This window comes from Dyella sedimenti (genome assembly GCF_022760995.1).
Taxonomy (GTDB): Bacteria; Pseudomonadota; Gammaproteobacteria; order Xanthomonadales; family Rhodanobacteraceae; genus Dyella; species Dyella sedimenti.
The window spans coordinates 195,272-212,255 of record NZ_JAKWJO010000001.1; the positions used below are offsets into that span (position 1 = coordinate 195,272).

At 60.5% G+C, this 16,984-nt stretch carries 12 protein-coding genes; 10 read left to right on the forward strand and 2 right to left on the reverse strand.

The genetic code is table 11. From position 1 onward, the window contains the following. The first annotated feature begins 22 nt into the window (after window positions 1–22). The 10 genes from tviB to MJ605_RS00980 all read left to right on the forward strand — a co-directional run bounded on the left by tviB (window position 23) and on the right by MJ605_RS00980 (window position 13,667). Window positions 23–1,303: a Vi polysaccharide biosynthesis UDP-N-acetylglucosamine C-6 dehydrogenase TviB gene (gene tviB / locus MJ605_RS00935; protein ID WP_243038981.1), complete on the forward strand. Its 1,281-nt coding sequence runs from the start codon at window positions 23–25 to the stop codon at window positions 1,301–1,303. Next, window positions 1,303–2,346: an SDR family oxidoreductase gene (locus MJ605_RS00940; RefSeq protein WP_243038982.1), complete on the forward strand. Its 1,044-nt coding sequence runs from the start codon at window positions 1,303–1,305 to the stop codon at window positions 2,344–2,346. The genes tviB and MJ605_RS00940 overlap by 1 nt, the downstream gene beginning before the upstream one ends. 162 nt (window positions 2,347–2,508) lie before the next feature. After that, on the forward strand, window positions 2,509–3,888 hold the full coding sequence (locus tag MJ605_RS00945; protein WP_243038983.1) for a lipopolysaccharide biosynthesis protein: 1,380 nt from the start codon (window positions 2,509–2,511) through the stop codon (window positions 3,886–3,888). Next, window positions 3,885–5,051: a glycosyltransferase family 4 protein gene (locus MJ605_RS00950; protein WP_243038984.1), complete on the forward strand. Its 1,167-nt coding sequence runs from the start codon at window positions 3,885–3,887 to the stop codon at window positions 5,049–5,051. Before MJ605_RS00945 ends, MJ605_RS00950 begins: the two co-directional genes overlap by 4 nt. Window positions 5,052–5,108: 57 nt before the next feature. Beyond that, complete coding sequence (locus MJ605_RS00955; protein WP_243038985.1) at window positions 5,109–6,260, forward strand: glycosyltransferase; 1,152 nt, start codon at window positions 5,109–5,111, stop codon at window positions 6,258–6,260. A gap of 155 nt (window positions 6,261–6,415) precedes the next feature. Then, window positions 6,416–7,777 carry an O-antigen polymerase gene (locus MJ605_RS00960; protein WP_243038986.1) on the forward strand — a complete coding sequence of 454 codons (1,362 nt, stop codon included), beginning with the start codon at window positions 6,416–6,418 and terminating at the stop codon, window positions 7,775–7,777. 135 nt (window positions 7,778–7,912) lie between these two features. Then, complete coding sequence (locus MJ605_RS00965) at window positions 7,913–9,043, forward strand: glycosyltransferase (protein WP_243038987.1); 1,131 nt, start codon at window positions 7,913–7,915, stop codon at window positions 9,041–9,043. 1 nt (window position 9,044) lies between these two features. Next, a complete protein-coding gene (asnB, locus tag MJ605_RS00970) occupies window positions 9,045–11,024 on the forward strand; it encodes an asparagine synthase (glutamine-hydrolyzing) (protein WP_243038988.1) in 1,980 nt (659 codons plus the stop codon). Window positions 11,025–11,079: 55 nt separating this feature from the next. Beyond that, complete coding sequence (locus MJ605_RS00975) at window positions 11,080–12,360, forward strand: hypothetical protein (RefSeq protein ID WP_243038989.1); 1,281 nt, start codon at window positions 11,080–11,082, stop codon at window positions 12,358–12,360. A gap of 116 nt (window positions 12,361–12,476) precedes the next feature. Next, window positions 12,477–13,667 carry a glycosyltransferase family 4 protein gene (locus MJ605_RS00980; RefSeq protein ID WP_243038990.1) on the forward strand — a complete coding sequence of 397 codons (1,191 nt, stop codon included), beginning with the start codon at window positions 12,477–12,479 and terminating at the stop codon, window positions 13,665–13,667. A 27-nt stretch (window positions 13,668–13,694) separates the two neighbouring features. On the opposite strand, the gene MJ605_RS00985 is transcribed toward MJ605_RS00980, so the two are convergent. Together MJ605_RS00985 and MJ605_RS00990 are read right to left on the reverse strand one after the other, a co-directional pair. Further along, window positions 13,695–14,783 carry an undecaprenyl/decaprenyl-phosphate alpha-N-acetylglucosaminyl 1-phosphate transferase gene (locus MJ605_RS00985; protein WP_243038991.1) on the reverse strand — a complete coding sequence of 363 codons (1,089 nt, stop codon included), beginning with the start codon at window positions 14,781–14,783 and terminating at the stop codon, window positions 13,695–13,697. Between the two features lie 247 nt (window positions 14,784–15,030). Beyond that, window positions 15,031–16,848 (reverse strand): SLC13 family permease, encoded by a 1,818-nt coding sequence (locus MJ605_RS00990; RefSeq protein ID WP_243039994.1) that lies wholly within the window; start codon window positions 16,846–16,848, stop codon window positions 15,031–15,033. Between the last annotated feature and the right edge of the window lie 136 nt (window positions 16,849–16,984).

Genomic DNA, 16,984 nt, shown 5'->3' on the forward strand with positions numbered 1-16,984 from the left:
CGGATGGAACTACGGAAGCATCATGCACGATTTGGATAACGCGAAGATCGCTGTCATCGGCCTGGGATACGTGGGTTTGCCCCTGGCGGTGGAATTTGGCAAGCGATTCGATACGGTGGGCTTCGACATCCGCGCCCCACGCGTCGACGAACTGCGGCACGGCAGCGACTCCACCTTGGAAATGTCGCCTGCTGAGCTTGCCGAGACCGAGACTTCGTTGAGCTACAGCGCCGTGCTTGAGGACATCCGGCGATGCAACGTCTTCATCGTGACGGTGCCCACGCCGATCGACATCGCCAAGCGCCCTGACTTGACGCCGCTCGTGCGCGCCAGCGAATCGGTGGGCAGCATTCTCAAGCGCGGTGATGTCGTGGTATACGAATCGACGGTCTACCCGGGATGCACCGAAGAGGTCTGCGTGCCGATCCTGGAGCGGGTATCGGGCCTGAAGTTCAATGAGGACTTCTTCGTGGGCTACAGCCCCGAGCGCGTCAATCCGGGCGACAAGGCGCACCGCGTAACGACCATCCTGAAGGTGACTTCCGGCTCCACGCCCGAGGTGGCCGACTTCGTGGACGCCCTCTATGGCAGCATCATCACGGCAGGCACGCACAAGGCCAGCTCGATCAAGGTCGCCGAAGCGGCCAAGGTCATCGAGAACACGCAGCGTGACCTGAACATCGCACTCGTCAACGATCTGGCCATGCTTTTCAATCGGCTAGGCATTGATACACTCGAGGTGCTGCAGGCCGCCGGCACGAAGTGGAACTTCCTGCCTTTCCGTCCGGGCTTGGTCGGCGGGCATTGCATCAGTGTCGATCCCTACTACCTCACGCACAAGGCGCAGGAGGTCGGTCACCATCCGGACGTGATCCTCGCCGGGCGCCGCACCAATGACGGCATGGGTCCGTACATTGCGAACGAAGTGATTCGCCTGATGGTTCGCAAGGGCATCAATCCGGTCAACGCCCGCGTGCTGGTGCTGGGCCTGGCATTCAAGGAGAACTGCCCGGACCTGCGCAATACGCGCGTCGTGGACGTCGTGCAGGCCCTGCTTGGATACAACGCCGTGGTGGATGTGCATGACCCATGGGTCGATGCCGCCGAAGCACGGCATGAATACGGTATCACTCCCATCGAACAGCCCGCTGTGGGCACCTACGATGCGGTAGTGGTGGCAGTGGGACACAAGCAATTCGTGGACATGGGAGCGGACGCTATCCGTGGCTTAGGCAAGCCGGCCTCGGTGGTCTATGACGTGAAGTACGTACTGCCGCGCGGCGCGGCCGACGGGAGGCTGTGATGACCCTGTTGGTTGGCGCCTTGCCATCGGAGCTTCGCGACCGTATCGGCGCTTCACGCAAACGTTGGCTCGTTACCGGGGCGGCCGGCTTCATCGGTTCCAACCTGGTCGAGGCCCTGCTGGTGCTGGGCCAGGACGTCGTTGGACTGGACAATTTTGCCACTGGCCATCAGCGCAATCTCGATGAAGTGGAGTGCTTGGTCGGACCCGAGGCGTGGGACCGCTTCCGCTTCATCGAAGGTGATGTCCGCAACGTCGGGGACTGCCAGCGGGCCTGCGCGGACGTGCACCACGTGCTGCACCAGGCGGCGCTCGGGTCCGTGCCCCGGTCCATCGAGGATCCGCTGGCGACCCATCACGCCAACTGCACGGGGCACCTCAACATGCTCGTCGCTGCCCGCGACGCGGGCGTGGAAAGCTTCACTTATGCCGCGAGCAGCTCGACATATGGCGACCACCCAGGCTTGCCAAAGGTGGAAGATCGCATTGGCAATCCGCTCAGCCCCTATGCGGTAACCAAATACGTCAACGAGCTTTACGCGAGCGTGTTCGCCCGCTGCTATGGCCTCAAGACCATTGGCCTTCGCTACTTCAATGTCTTCGGTCCCCGGCAGGACCCCAACGGGGCGTATGCCGCCGTGATTCCGAAGTGGATCGCCAGCCTCATCAAGGGTGAAACGGTCTTCATCAACGGCGACGGCGAGACGAGCCGCGACTTCTGCTACGTGGCCAATGTGGTGCAGGCCAATTTGCTGGCGGCGACGACCCGGAATCCTGACGCGCTGGACCAGGTCTACAACGTCGCCGTGGGCGATCGGACCACGCTCAACGAATTGTATGCACAGCTTCACATGAACCTGTCGCCGCATTACGCGCACCTGAAGGAACTGAAGCCTGTGCACAGGGAATTTCGCCAGGGCGATGTGCGCCACAGCCTTGCCGATATCAGCAAGGCACGCAATCAACTGGGTTTCGCACCTGCTCATCGCGTGGCACAGGGGCTGGAGCTTTCCATGTCCTGGTACAGGAATCAGTTGGCTTGAAGCAGCGCGGTTGCAGGCCGCGCGGGCGCGTTCGGCACCGAAGGCGAACGGAGAGACGATGAGAAAACAGGTCAGTTCCACGCGACTTTCTCCCCGGCCAAGGGTTGTCCGGCAGGGTGGCAAACGCTTGTTCGTCGCCCTTTTGTCAGGGAGCGGTATTTGATGCAGCCGCAACTTGCCGAGGCAGGAGCTGAGCTCAACCAGGCGCCTGCTACGGTAGGGGCACACTCCGCTGGTCTGAAGTTGCTCAAGAAGGGCGTGCCGGGCGCTTTCATCGTCCAGGTGGCAGGTGCCGGCTTCGGGCTGGTGACGCATTTCGTCGTGGCTCGACTGATTGGACAGGCCGAATACGGCATCTTTGCGCTCGCGCTCAGCTGGATCAGCGTGCTGTCGGTCGTGGCCCAGATGGGCCAGGACGTCAGCGTCGTGCGCTTTCTGCCGGGTTATTGCCTGCGTGGCGAATGGGGCAAGGCGCGTGGCTTGCGGTTGGGCGTGGGGACGTTGGTGTTCTGTGCGAGCATCTTGATCGGCCTAGTCGGCTGCTTGGTGGTGTATGGGCAACACGCCAAGCATGAGACGGCCTGGTCACTCACGTTCTACATCGCATTCGCGACGATGCCGGTGCTGACCCAGCTACAGCAGAGCGGCGCACTGCATCGTGCGTTCAAGCGCGCGGTGAGTTCGGGCATCTACGTCAACGTGGTAAGACCGGCTGTCTTCTTTGTGCTGCTTGGTTGCATGGCGTTGGCGGCGCGCGAAGCCTTGAATGCGGCCGGCGCCATGCTGGCCAGTGCATTGGCGGCGCTGATCGCGCTGGTTGTTTCCGCGTGGCATCTTTCCCGCATCTGGCCGGCGCCCAGTCGCAAGGTGAAGCCGGAATACGAGTTGCGCACCTGGACGCATGTGGGGGCGCATCTGTCCTTGCTTTCCATCGTAATGGTGGCGGGCAACCGGCTCGACGTGCTGGTGCTGGGGGCGCTGACTGGTACGGCCCAGGTGGGCGCGTATTACGCGGCGGCACAGATCGCCGGCTTCGCGCTTTACGGTCTACAGGCGACCAACGTCGTGCTCGCACCGCTCATTGCAGAACGTTTTGATGCCGACGATCTCAGGGGCCTGCAGCTCATTGCTCGCCGGGCCGCTCGCCTTGGCTTCGTGGGCGCTGTTCTTGCATCGCTCTTTTTCGTTGTCGCCGGGCGTTGGGTATTGGGATTGTTCGGTGCGGACTTTGTGTCGGCCTACGTGCCCATGCTGGTACTGCTGCTCGCCTACTGCATCGTCACGGCGATGGGTGAAGTGGGCTTCATGCTCTCGATGACGAAATACCAGAAGCATGCGACCTTCTTCATCCTCATCGGCATTGCCCTGAACTGCGTCTCGTCCTACTTCCTTGTGCCCATGCTCGGGGCGCTTGGCGCGGCAGTGGGTTCTGCGTTGTCCATCATCGCGTGGCGCTTCCTGGCGCTACGCTTCGTCATTCAGAACCTGGGCGTCAACCCGGCAATCATCGGCCGCATCGTCACCACGAGGCCGCGCAAGTGAAGGTGGCATTCGTCATTTCTTCATTGGGCGGCGGCGGAGCGGAACGCGTCCTTTCGGCGCTTGCCAATGCCTGGGCGAGCGACCATGCCGTTATCACGGTGATCACACTGGGGAACCGTGAGCGCGACGTATACGCACTCCACCCGGATATCGCGCGGGTGGACCTGGATCTTGTTCGACCATCCTCCGGTGCCCTGGGCGCAGTCCTGCGCAACGTAGAGCGCATCCGTAAGCTGCGCGCTGCGGTCAAGGCCTGTCGTCCCGATGTCGTCATCAGCTTCATGACGACCACCAACCTGTTGACGTTGCTGGCAACACGCGGTCTCGGCCTGCCCGTGATCGTCTCTGAGCGTACTTTCCTCAAGAGGCAGCCGCCCAGAGGCATGTGGCGGCTGCTGTTTCGGCCGCTGTACAGGCGCGCTTCCGCCGTCGTGTCCCAGACCCGACGCGGGGCGGAGGATCTCCAGGCACAATTGGACCGGTCGGTGGCCGTGATTCACAACCCTGTCGCGCCGATAGGAGGCGACGATGACAGCTCCAGAAACATTGCGGACAGTGTGCAATTGCCGCGGGAACGTGGTGAGCAATGGCTGCTTGCCGTGGGGCGCCTGAGCATCGAAAAGGGCTACGACCTTTTGATCGATGCCTTTTCGCAGCTTGCATCGAGCCATCCCTTGTGGAATTTGATCATCCTTGGCGAGGGACCTGAGCGTTCGTCGCTTTCAGCGCAGATTTCGAAGCTGGGACTGCAGCAGCGGGTCCTCATGCCCGGGTTTGTCGAGAATCCCTATCGACTGATGAAGCAGGCGGACATGTATGTCCTGTCGTCCCGCTATGAAGGCATGCCCAATGCGTTGCTGGAGGCCATGGCGACCGGGTTGCCCAGTGTGAGCTTCGATTGCGAAACAGGGCCGGCCGAGTTGATCCAGGACGGCGTGAATGGCCGTCTTGTCGAAAGCGGAAGTGTTTCGGCCCTGGCTGCATCGCTCGGCGAACTCATGGTCAGTCCTGAACTTCGGGGGCTGCTGGCGCACAGGGCAAGTCGTATCAGAGAAGAGCACGCGATAGACCTCATTCTTCAATCCTGGAAGTCCCTTGCATTGAAGGCGCTGGCGCGGCACGGCGCCTACGGCAGTGAACCCTCCGGTGTGGGTGAGCACTGATGGTCGCGTGTTTGGATATGGCTACTTGGGCTCGCGGGAATATAGGGCAGGCCTAAAATGGAAAAGAAGCCTTATATCCTCTTCTTGACGCGATCACTTGCCCGAGGGGGCGCCGAGCGACAGCTTGTTCTATTGGCCTCGGGGCTCCACCGCAAAGGTTGGCGCGTCGAGGTGGCCTGCTTCTATGCCGGCGGAGCATTCCAGCGAGAGCTTGAGCAATCGGGAGTTTCGGTCATTGACTTGGCAAAGCGTGGGCGCTGGGATTTGCCAGGATTTCTTTGGCGCTTTTGTCGGCTGATCCGTAAGCGGCAGCCGGATATCGTTCATGGCTACCTGCCTGTTCCCAACATGTTGTCACTGGGTGCTCGCATTTTGCGGCCGGATACGAAAGTCGTCTGGGGCGTTCGCGCATCTAATATCGATTTGGTCCATTACGACTGGCTCTCACACCTGACGTTCCGTATGCAGTGCCGTCTTTCGCGCATGGCTGCCTTGATTATCGCCAACTCAAGCGCAGGTTTGGAGTATCACGCCGCACGTGGGTTCCCGCGCGAAAAGATGAAAGTGGTTCCCAATGGAATTGACACCGCCCGCTTTCGCTTCGATGTGGTCGGGCGTGAACGAATGAGGGAAAAATGGGATGTCCCCCAACGTGCACGGCTTGTCGGACTGGTGGGCCGTTTAGATCCTATGAAGGACCACGCCAATTTTCTGGATGCCGTGGCGAGGCTGCAAGATAGATTGGAGGATTGCTGGTTCGTTTGCATCGGTGATGGCGCAACTAGCTACCAAGCCGAGCTCGCCCGTTTGGCCGATACGCTCGGGTTGCGGGGGCGTGTGATTTGGGCCGGCGCTTGCGACGACATGCCCGCAGCCTATAGCGCGCTGGACATAGTGGTGTCCTCCTCCAAGGGGGAGGGCTTCCCGAATGTGGTGGCGGAAGCCATGTCCTGCGGCAGGCCGTGCGTTGTCACCGACGTTGGGGATAGCGCCATGCTCGTTGGAGAAACGGGTGTGATAGTGCCCCCAGGGAATTCCAAGGCGTTGGCGATGGGCATTGAGACGCTTTGTTCTCGCCTTTCCGATGATTGCCAAGCGATGTCTGACGGGGCTCGCGATAGAATCACGGATCACTTTGGTCGCGAGTCGCTGATCGATGCCACGCGTTCTCTCATCCAAGGCTTGGTGTCTGATGCTGCGGGGCACTGAGCGATGTTGCCGCGCAAGATAAAGATTGAAGCTCCCTCTGCATTTGGTGCCCGAAGGAAAATGTCCCCAAAGAAGAACAACGAGTTTTGGACATGCATGATTTCCCGTCGTGAACAACATTCAGGTCTGCCTTGCCTGAACACTGGAGGCAGTCTGTGATCTTTGCCTCTTTGGTCTTCCTTCTGCTGAATCTTCTTCTGCTTTTTATCGAGCGGAAGCGTACCAGGAGAACGGGGGCGGACCTCCTTAGCGTCTTTTTCCTGATTTTTTCGTTGCAGAACACGATTCCGGGCGTGGTAATCCCCCTCTTGATCGAACGGCGGTCCGGCATCCCCAATACGGATAACATTTTTTTTAACAGGATCTATCAGTACATATCTCCGGAATATATTTGCCTTTCCGCAATCCTGTGCTTCCTGTTTGTGGGCTCGGTATATTTCGCCTATTTTAGCTTTCGCGGTCGGTCCGGTGACCAAAAAACTTCGGGTCATGCGAGAAGTGTGCAAGTCGTGCCGTGGCGGCTCGCGGCGGCCATGCTTGTGGGCGCCATCAGTTCGGCTCTGTTGCTGCGAGAGATGGATGGCGGTTCGCTGATCGGGGCATATCAGACTTTGGCGGCCTATCGAACTGGCGGCGGCGTGGCTCGTACATTCATGAATGCGAACTTGTTCGCGCTCACCACGACCTTCTCCGTCCTGTCGATCATTCCGGTTTTGTACGCGGCGGGACGGCCCAAGAGCAAGAAGCGAACGCTGGGCCTCGTCCTCGCGTTTGTGGCAATGATCGGCTTCTCGTTGATGACCGTCTCGAGGCGGTCGCTTCCTCTCAATATCTTACTGATATATTTTGCCTTGGTGATTGTAAACAAGCGCTGGTATTTGAAGTCTATCGCACTGATGTTCCTGTTCTTCATGCCGGTGCTGATCTACGGCAAGACGGTGCTGTATTCGATCAGTATCAATCGGGATATGGCCGATACTCTGAAGGCCATACAGGCAACAGATGCTCGTGGCGCGATCCTGACGGGATTTTCCTATCTTGGAATTTCGCTCGATTCATCCTGGGCGACCTTCTTGTTTTTGGACCTTCCGCCCCGACTGGGTATTGATCATTGGCTGTCTGTGATGAGGCGAATTCCACTCGGTACGCTTGGCTTCGACAAGGAGTCGGTACTTCCCGAGCGTATCGTCCGCATATCCACGAGAGCATTTGTGGGTGCCGATGCCGAAGATATCCCTCCTGGCCTGATCGGGCAGATGTGGATGGACTTCCGCCTGCTTGGTCCTATTGTCTGGGGCCTCGGGTTTGGCGTTCTCATGCGTCTCCTGCAAAGACGCTTTGAGGGGAGACAGAAGACGCTTGAGGCGGCGGGCTATCTCATTGTGGTGATCTACGTGGCAACGTTGCCGCTCAATACCGGTTCGTTCGACTTCGTTTTTTCCATCGATAATCTATTTATTTTTGGCCTGCTCTGGCTTGTCTACCGCAAGACAAGGGCCAGGGTCAGCGAGATGTAAAGAGGGGCGTGTCGCGGAGTTGGCGGAGAAAGAGGTAATTGCCATGCTCAGGGAGATTCTTCAGCAAGACGCCATGGCGACTTGCACTCCATCGCTTGTCAGTCCGCATTTTAGGAGAGGCGCAAAGTATCTTCGATGAAGATTGCTCACGTAATTACAGGCCTCAACACGGGGGGCGCCGAAACTATCCTGTGTCGATTTCTCGAAGGCTCTCGTGAGCTTGGTGTCGAGCATACGGTCATTGCCCTGGGCGACGTCGGCACGTTGAGTCCTTGTGTCGGCAATGCGGCTGATCTGCACCACCTCCGAATGCGGGCGAGCGGACCCAGGCTGGGGGGCCTGCGCCGGCTGCGTGCCATCATCGTCCGCTCCGGGGCGGAGGTGGTCCATGGCTGGATGTATCACGGAAACATCGCTGCAACGCTCGCCACCGCCGGGCTTGGCCTTTCGCGAGTATGGGGAATTCATCATTCTCTTTATGAACTTCATAGCGAGAAGCGAATGACCCGAATGTTGATACACGGTGGTTCGTTCCTGTCCCGCTATACGGATCGGGTCCTGTACTGCTCGACCGTAAGCTCCCTGCAGCATGAGGCCCTAGGTTACAAGCGGCTCCGTACTCAGGTCATCCCCAATGGCTTCGACGTTGAAGCATTGAAACCAGACCCTGTCGCGCGCGAGAAGATCAGGGCTGAATGGTCCTTGACGGAAGATGATCTTGTCATTGGACTGGTCGCGCGCGTTCATCCGGTCAAGGATCACGAGAACTTCCTGCGTGCGGCCCGAATACTTGCCGACCAGGACCCTGCTGTACGGTTCGTGCTTGTGGGGGATGGCGCCGATGCCAGCAACGCCTCGCTAAACGAGCTCATTGATCGCCTTAGTCTTCGTGACCGTATGCGCTTGTGCGGACGACGCACGGATATCGCTCAGGTCAATGCGGCGCTGGATATCGCCGCACTGTCCTCACGCGGCGAGGCGTTTCCGATGGCTATTGGAGAAGCCATGGCATGCGCTGTCCCCTGTGTAGCGACCAATGTCGGCGATGTTCCTGAAATCATCGGTGAAACGGGTGTGGTGGTTCCGCCGAGAGATCATGCCGCGCTTGCGGCGGGCTGGTCGCGCATTGCCCGACTCGAAGCCGCTGGGCGACGCGCATTGGGCGAGAGCGCTCGCCAACGGATCGTCGATCGCTTTTCCATGGCGGCCATGAATCGCCGTTACGTGGAGCTCTACGCTTCATTGATTCAAGAGGCTCGTAAATAGCATGTGTGGCATCGCAGGATTTTGGGACGCAGGGCATCGCTTTGGCGCAGGGAATGGCGCGGACGTCTTGCGGAAGATGACGCGGGCCATCAGTTATCGCGGGCCGGACGACGATGGCCACTTTCTGGAGGAAGCGACCGGGGTTGGCCTCGGTCATCGGCGCCTGGCCGTGGTGGACCTTACGCCTGAGGGGCATCAGCCCATGACGTCGGCCAGCGGCCGGTACGTGATGGTGTTCAATGGCGAGGTGTACAACCATAATCGCCTTCGTCCGGAACTCTCGTCGGCGGGTTTCAATTTTCGGGGCCATTCCGATACCGAAGTCATGTTGGCAGCCATTGAGCATTGGGGTCTGGAAGGCGCCTTGATGCGCTTCATTGGCATGTTCGCATTTGCACTGTGGGATCGCGAAACACGGACGCTGACGCTGGCCCGCGATCGCCTTGGCGTAAAGCCGTTGTACTTTGGCTGGATTGGCTCGGTTTTCGCGTTTGCCTCGGAACTGAAGGCGTTGCGCGCTGTTCCCGGCTTCAATGACGCGGTCAGTCGCGAGGCACTGGCTCTGCAGTTGCGTCACAACTACATTCCCGCGCCCCACTCGATCTATCGGAGCATCCGTAAACTGATGCCAGGCTCGACACTTAGCCTGGACGTAACCGTGTTTCGCAAGGCACCGGATAACGCAGCGCTCGATCAGTATCTGAAGACCTATTGGTGTGCGCGGGAAGCTGCTGAAAAGGGTGCGCGGGATCGTCTTAACTTGGGTGATGGTGAGGTCGTTGCCGAGCTGGATACGGTGTTGCGCGATGCCGTTGGCCTGCGCATGGAAGCTGATGTTCCGCTCGGTGCCTTCTTGTCGGGCGGCATTGATTCGTCGCTAGTCGTGGCGCTGATGCAGGCGCAGGCTAGCCAGCCGGTCAAGACCTTCTCCATTGGCTTCAACGAGGAGGCATACGACGAAGCCAGACACGCAAAGGCGATCGCCACGCATTTGGGCACCGACCACCACGAGCTCTATGTAACGGCGAACGACGCGCTGGATGTCGTTTCGCTATTGCCGACGATGTTCGACGAGCCGTTCTCCGATTCGTCGCAGATTCCCACCTATCTCGTCTCGATGATGGCACGACGCCATGTGACCGTGAGCCTGTCGGGCGATGGTGGTGACGAGCTGTTCGCCGGTTATACCCGCTATGCGCAGTGCGAGAGTCTCTGGCGATCCGTAGCTGGGATTCCCTCGCCGGCTCGGCGAGGTGCCGCGGCCTTGTTACGCGAAACTGCGGGATTCTGGGCGGGTCTGATGCGAATTGGTGCCCCGCTCTTGCCAGCATCGCGAAGGGAAAAGCATCACAAGGATACGGTACAACGTCTTGCGACGTTGCTGTCGATGCCATCGTCGGATGCCTTGTATCGACGCTTGGTTTCCCATTGGGAGCGGCCGGCTGATCTCGTGCTTGGCTGTGGCGGCGAGCCACCGACGGCGTTGACTGATCCACAGCGGTTCGCGGCGCTGGAAACTCGCATCGAGCGCATGATGTACACGGACATGGTGAGTTACCTTCCCGACGACGTTCTCGTCAAGGTGGATCGGGCCAGCATGGCGGTAAGCCTGGAGGCGCGCGAGCCACTTCTTGATCATCGCTTGTTCGAGTACTCGTGGCGCTTGCCGTTGTCGCAGAAAATGCGCGATGGGAAGGGCAAGTGGATACTGAGACAGGTGCTTTACAAGTACGTGCCGGCGGCCTTGATCGAGCGGCCAAAGCAGGGGTTCGGGGTTCCCATCGGCGACTGGTTGAGGGGGCCGCTGCGTGATTGGGCAGAGGCTCTATTGGACGAGAAGAAGCTGCGGGAGGAGGGGTACCTGAATCCCATGCCCATACGGCGCATGTGGTCGGACCACGTTTCGGAGCGCGTCAACGAACAATACAGGCTTTGGGACGTGCTCATGTTCCAGGCATGGAACGAAGCGCGTCAGGACTAGCCTCCGGCAACCGGTGGTCCGCACGAATGATGGCGACCAACGCAAGGGAAAACAGATGTCTGCCACTTTTGCATTGAAAGACAACGTAAGTACTGTTTCCTGCCGGTCGTTCCGTTGGGTCGGGCCTGTCCTGGATGGAACTCGCTGGCTGAGCGTTGCGATGCGGTGTAGTGCTGGTGCCTTGATCGCGGTGGCCCTTTGCGTGTCCGGAGTTGTGCATGCCGGGCAACCACAGAAGTTTCTGACCTTCGACAGTCACATGACTTCCTCAGAGGTCAAGGGACGCGCGAACGAGTACGTCTTCGTTTGGGGTGCAACCGGCCCGTCGCTCGGTGCGGCGTTCCTGCAGGAATCTCCAGGCGTCGTGCTTGGCGCGTACTTTCCATATTCCCGGGATCCGGACGCGAAGCGTGGTCTGGATTATTGGAAGTCAGCCCACCCCGCGTGGGTGGCCTATACCTGTGATGGCGCCACACCGGCGACCATGTACGGCGACACCAATATCGCCCTGGATGTCACGAATACCGACGTCGTTGCGTGGCAGGTGGGAAACTTCCTCAAGCGCCCTGCAGGTACCAATGCGGTGGCACTGGATAATTTCCAGTTCCACAATGACGGCCACATATGTGGGAGCAAGGATGCATCCGGCCGCTTTGTCCAACGATATCGTCCCGTTTCCTATGACATGGTCTATGCGCAGGACCAGGTGCAATGGCTTGAGCGCATCGCGGCCCAGCTGCACGCGAATCGGGTGAAGGTCGTCGTCAACCACATCCCCGACCTGTCCCCTGATGGCGACGATCCGGCTTCGCCCATCGTCAAGCGCATGGTGCAGTCGGTAGACGGCATTCTCGACGAGCGCGCCCAGTTGGCGCTACGTGACCCGCACAAATCCCTTTTGCTTGCGAAGCTGGTGGCTTATGCAGGCTCCAGTGGCAAATGGATGTATCTGCTTTATCAGCTCGACGATCTTGATCGAAGCTCGATTGAAACAGCCGTGGCCAATTACCTGACAATGGCTGGCCCTGCCACGGCCATTTATGTGTCGCGTAAGGATGACGCCTACGGCTATCAACCGGACTTCAAGGGTTTTGATCGCAGTATCGGCGACCCATGCGGACCGGCGGTGGCTGTGCGTGGTGCCATCGTTCGTCGCTATAGCGGGGGCATGGCCATGTTCGCCTTACCTGAATCGAGCTCAGTATCGGTGCCGGTCTCCGGTATCTACACGGACATCGATGGCGCGCCGGTAGCGGGGAGCATTCGACTGGTAGCGGGCAAGGGGCGCGTGTTGTACACGCACGAAGGGGATGCGACGGGCTGTGCTGCGTCGTAGCGTCAGGTGAACGGAGGGTACTCAAGGGCACATTCGCGGGTTCGCCATCGCTATCCCGGCGACCGGTGGCGTATAGAGTGTGCTGGATGTTTGGATGTTCTGTGGTAGGTGGTGATATGCGAGAAGGCGTCGTAGCCAAGGGCTGCAAGGTCGTACTGTTCGCCAATACGGACTGGTATCTCTACAACTTCAGGCGATCGCTGATCCTTGCGCTGCAAGGAGCGGGCTACGACGTGCTTCTCGTATCACCGCCAGGCCCCTACGGCGACATGCTGCGTGCGCTGGGCGTGCGCTGGCAGCCGGTGCCGCTCGATCGGCGTAGCCTCAATCCGCTGCGCGAACTCGCTTTCCTGCGACGGTTCGCGCAACTGCTGCGAGCGGAGCATCCGCAGCTCATCCATGGCTTTACCATCAAGTGTGCGGTCTACGGTTCGCTGGCCGCGCGTCTGGCGAAAGTGCCGGCACGGGTGAATGCCGTAGCCGGGTTGGGTTACGTATTCACCAGCACGGACACGCGCGCGCGCGTGCTGCGGCCAGTGGTCAGGGGGCTGCTTCGCCTCGCGCTGGGTGGGCGTGCAGCGCGCCTTATCCTGCAGAACCCGGATGACGTGGCGATGTTCGAGCAGGTCAATTTGGTCGATCGCTCGCGTATCCACCTGATTGCCGGATCCGGCGTGGATTGCAGTCGCTTCCAGGCCGCATCGGGTGATCGCCTGGCTGAGCCCATGAAAGTGCTGCTCGCGGCACGCCTGCTCTGGGACAAGGGCATTGCCGAGTACATCGAGGCTGCGCGCCAGTTGCTCGCAGACGGTCGCTCCATTCGCTTTCTTATGGCTGGCACGCCCGATCCCGGCAACCCGGCAGCCGTTTCTCCCGACGAAGTGCGGGGCTGGGTGGCTGAAGGTCTGGTGGAGTGGCTTGGACATGTGGACGACATGCCGGCGTTGTTCGCCTCGGTCGACGTGGTGGTGCTACCCAGCTATCGCGAGGGTTTGCCGAAATCACTGATCGAAGCGGCGGCATGCGCATTGCCACTGGTGACCACCGATGTGCCCGGATGCCGGGAAGTGGTCAGCAACGGCGAGGATGGTCTCCTTGTACCGGCGCGTGATGCGCAAGCGCTGGCCAGGGCAATTGCTCGCCTGCACGATGATCCGGAGCTTGCCCGCGGGCTGGGGCGCGCCGCGCGCGTCAAGGCGCTCGCCGAATTCGACGAGCGCATCGTGATTGAGAAGACCATGGCGGTCTATCGGGAGCTATTGCCTGCCCGAGGCAATCACGTACAAGGCCCTGCGCCGGCGCCATGATGGCGTGGGCTGAGGTGGTGGGCGTTATCAGCCCTGCGTGCTGGCGAACGAGGGTTCTTCGGTGGTGGACATGGCCGACGGCACGACCGGCACACCGGCACGGTTCGCCAGTTTGCGCGCCACCTTCGATGTCACGGTGACATAGACCACCAGCAGTATCGAGAACGCGAGCAGGTTGCTGCCCGGTTCAAGCCTGCGAGTCAGGGATCCGATGGTCACCAGCGTTGTCGCCGCCGCAATTAGCACGATCAACGTGGCGCGTGGGCCAAGGCCAGCCTGCAGAAGAAGGTGATGGATGTGGCCACGATCCGGCTTGAACGGCGACTTGCCTGCCCGGATGCGGCGATACATCACGGCTAGCGTATCGAGAACTGGCAGTGCCACGCACCACAGCACGTCGACGGAAGAGAGTTGCGAGCTGTTTTGCTGGCTGAGCTGGATGAGTATCCAGGCCAAGATATAGCCCACCAGCGTGCTGCCCGCATCGCCCAGGAAAATTTTCCGTCCAGCGACGCCGAAGTTCGCTGCAAGGTAGGGCAGGGTGGCGAACGCCACCAGCGCAAGCATGGCCGTGGCGCGGCTGGTATGGGGCTGCCCATTAAGCGCGATGATAGCGCCGATGCTCACCAGGGTGACGCACCCTGCGAGGCCATCGATGCCGTCCATCATATTGAACGCATTCACCAGGCCGATCACGGCAATCACGGTGAATGGGATGCCAAACACGCCGAGGGTGAGCTCATGGCCGAACAAATGGCCGAGGGAGCGGATGTAAGTATTCGTCAGTCCTATCATCAACAAGATGGTCGAGACCTGGACAAATAATCGCGTGCGAACCTTTAGGTTGTGGCGGTCATCCAGTGCGCCGACGAATGCCAGCAGCGAGGCTGTCCCAAGCAAGGAATAGCCAAAGGAGCGAAATTCGCCATAGCAGAAGGCACCGGCGAGGATGCCGATAAAGGCCGCCAAGCCGCCGATAAGAGGAATGTTTCCCGCATGCCGCTTGCGCTCGTCTGGGCGATCGATCAAGCCAAGTGGTTCAGCTAGCTTGTACAGCACGCAGATTGCGATAGTTGATGCTCCCGCGGCAACGCCACAGGATCCGACGATATCCATGCGTAGCATACGAGTGCGACTAATTCCTTTTGTCCAGGCTTCACATGTCCACCCAGAAAGCAGCCGCACCCGCCTGTGCGCGGACCGTTGGTTCGCGCGCTGGCCAAACATATGGGCCCCCTGTTTGAGACACGTACCTTGAGCCGTTAAGGTACGCGCAAGGACTGTATCACACTTTCGATGACGACTGACCAGCCAAAGTTCTGTTCTGCGCTATTTGTCGATTGACTTTGTTTTGCTTTTTTGATCAGCGATACATCAAATTGATTGCCACCAGCGTAATCACCAGCACTAATCCGGTGAGCGGCAATCCCACCCGCAGGAAGTCCTTCCCGCGATAGCCGCCAGGTCCAGCGACCATCATCAACGCGGGGTGGCCGGAGCTGAGCAGGAAGGTGTTGGACGAGGACACCGCCACGATCAGCGCGTAGGCCGAGGGGTTGTTGCCGGTGGCGACGGCGACGCTGATGGCGATGGGTACCATCATCACGGTGGCGCCGACGTTGGACATGACCTGCGAGAACAGTAGCGTCAGGATGGCCAGCGCCAGCTGCAATATCCAATGGTTGGTGTGGCCCAGGTGCTGCAGTACTTCCTGCGCCAGCCAGGCGGCGGCGCCGGTGGCGTCCATCGACCAGCCCAGGGGGATCAGGCAGGCGGTGACGAAGATGGTCTTCCAGTTGATGGCCTTGTAGGCCTCGTCCATGTTCAGCACGCCGGTCAGCAGCATGCCGATGGCGCCGGTCATCATGGCCACGGAGAGGTCGAGGTGGGTGAACAGGGCCAGGCACTTGGCCAGCAGGAAGAAGCCCACCGCCTGCCATAGCTTGTTGGGGCGCTGCTCTTCCTTGGGGATGTCGGTGACCACCACGAGGTCCTTGTCCTCAGTGGCCAGGCCCAGGTCGCGCCAGCTCGAATGCAGCACCAGGGTGTCGCCGGCGCGCAGGCTGACCGAGCGCACGTCGTCGCGGAACACTTGGTCGCCGCGGTTCACCGCCAGCACCGAGATGCCGTAGCGCTTGCGCAGGCGCAGGTCGCCCACGGTCTGCTTGAGGAAGCGCGAGCTGGGCGGGATTACCGCCTCGGAAATGCCGGCCCGGGTGGGATTGAACAGTTCGCTCAGTTGCCGCATGCGCGGGCTGAGCTTGCAGAGCTGGTTGTTGGCGAAATGGTTGAGCTGCTCACGGGGACCCAGCACGCCCAGTACGGAGCCCACCCAGATCACATGGTCCGCCGGTGGCGCCATGCGGGCGTCGTTGCCGCTTTTGATGGCGAGGATCAGCGGCGCGCCGTGGAGCTGTTCCACCTCGCCGATGCTCATGCCGACCAGCGGGCTTTCCGCCGTCACCGTCAGCTCGGCCGTCTCGCCGACGATGCCGTAGGTGTCGGCGAAATAGCTCTCGGTACGGCCGGGCGTCACCTTCAGGCGCTCGTCCTCGCGCTCGGGCAGCAGCTTCTTGCCGAAGAAATAGAAGAAACCCACGCCGGTAAGGGCTAGTACCAGGCCCACCGGGGTGACGCTGAACAGGCCGAACTTGGGAATGGTATGCGCGCCGGCCGGCAGGTTGGCGTTGGCGCTGGCCACCAGGTCGTTGAGCACGATCAGCGGCGAGTTGGCGATCAGCGTGGTGTTGGTCGCGGTGAGGATGCAGAACGCCATCGGCAGCAGCAGCCGGGACAGCGGCACGCCGGTACGCGCGGCCAGGCGGCTGGTGACCGGGATCATCAGGGCCGCCAGGGCTTGGCTGGGAATCACCGCGCTGAACAGGCTGGTGACCAGGTTGATCACCACACCGAGCCGCGATTCCACGCCCCGCGCCATGCGCATCACGAAGCTGGCGGTGAGGGTCAGCACGCCGGCACGGTCCAGGCCCGCGCCCATGATCATGATCGCGATGATGGCGATGACGGCGTTGCCGGCGAACCCGTTGAAGACCCGGTCCGAGGGGATCAGGCCGGTCAGGCCGATCACCACCACCACCAGCAGGGCCACCATGTCGGCGCGGATCCATTCCAGCACCAGCATCAACATGGTGAAAGCCACCAGCCCCAGCACCAGCACCATTTCGGGGGTGAGTGCGAGTCCCACTAGCCGGCGCTCCCGGTGCGGGCGCCACGGTGACGGCTGGAAGTGGGCAGTGGGAGCTTCACGCTGCGACGACTCGTCCCTGTTTGGGGCATGAGTATAAGCGGGTGAAGGC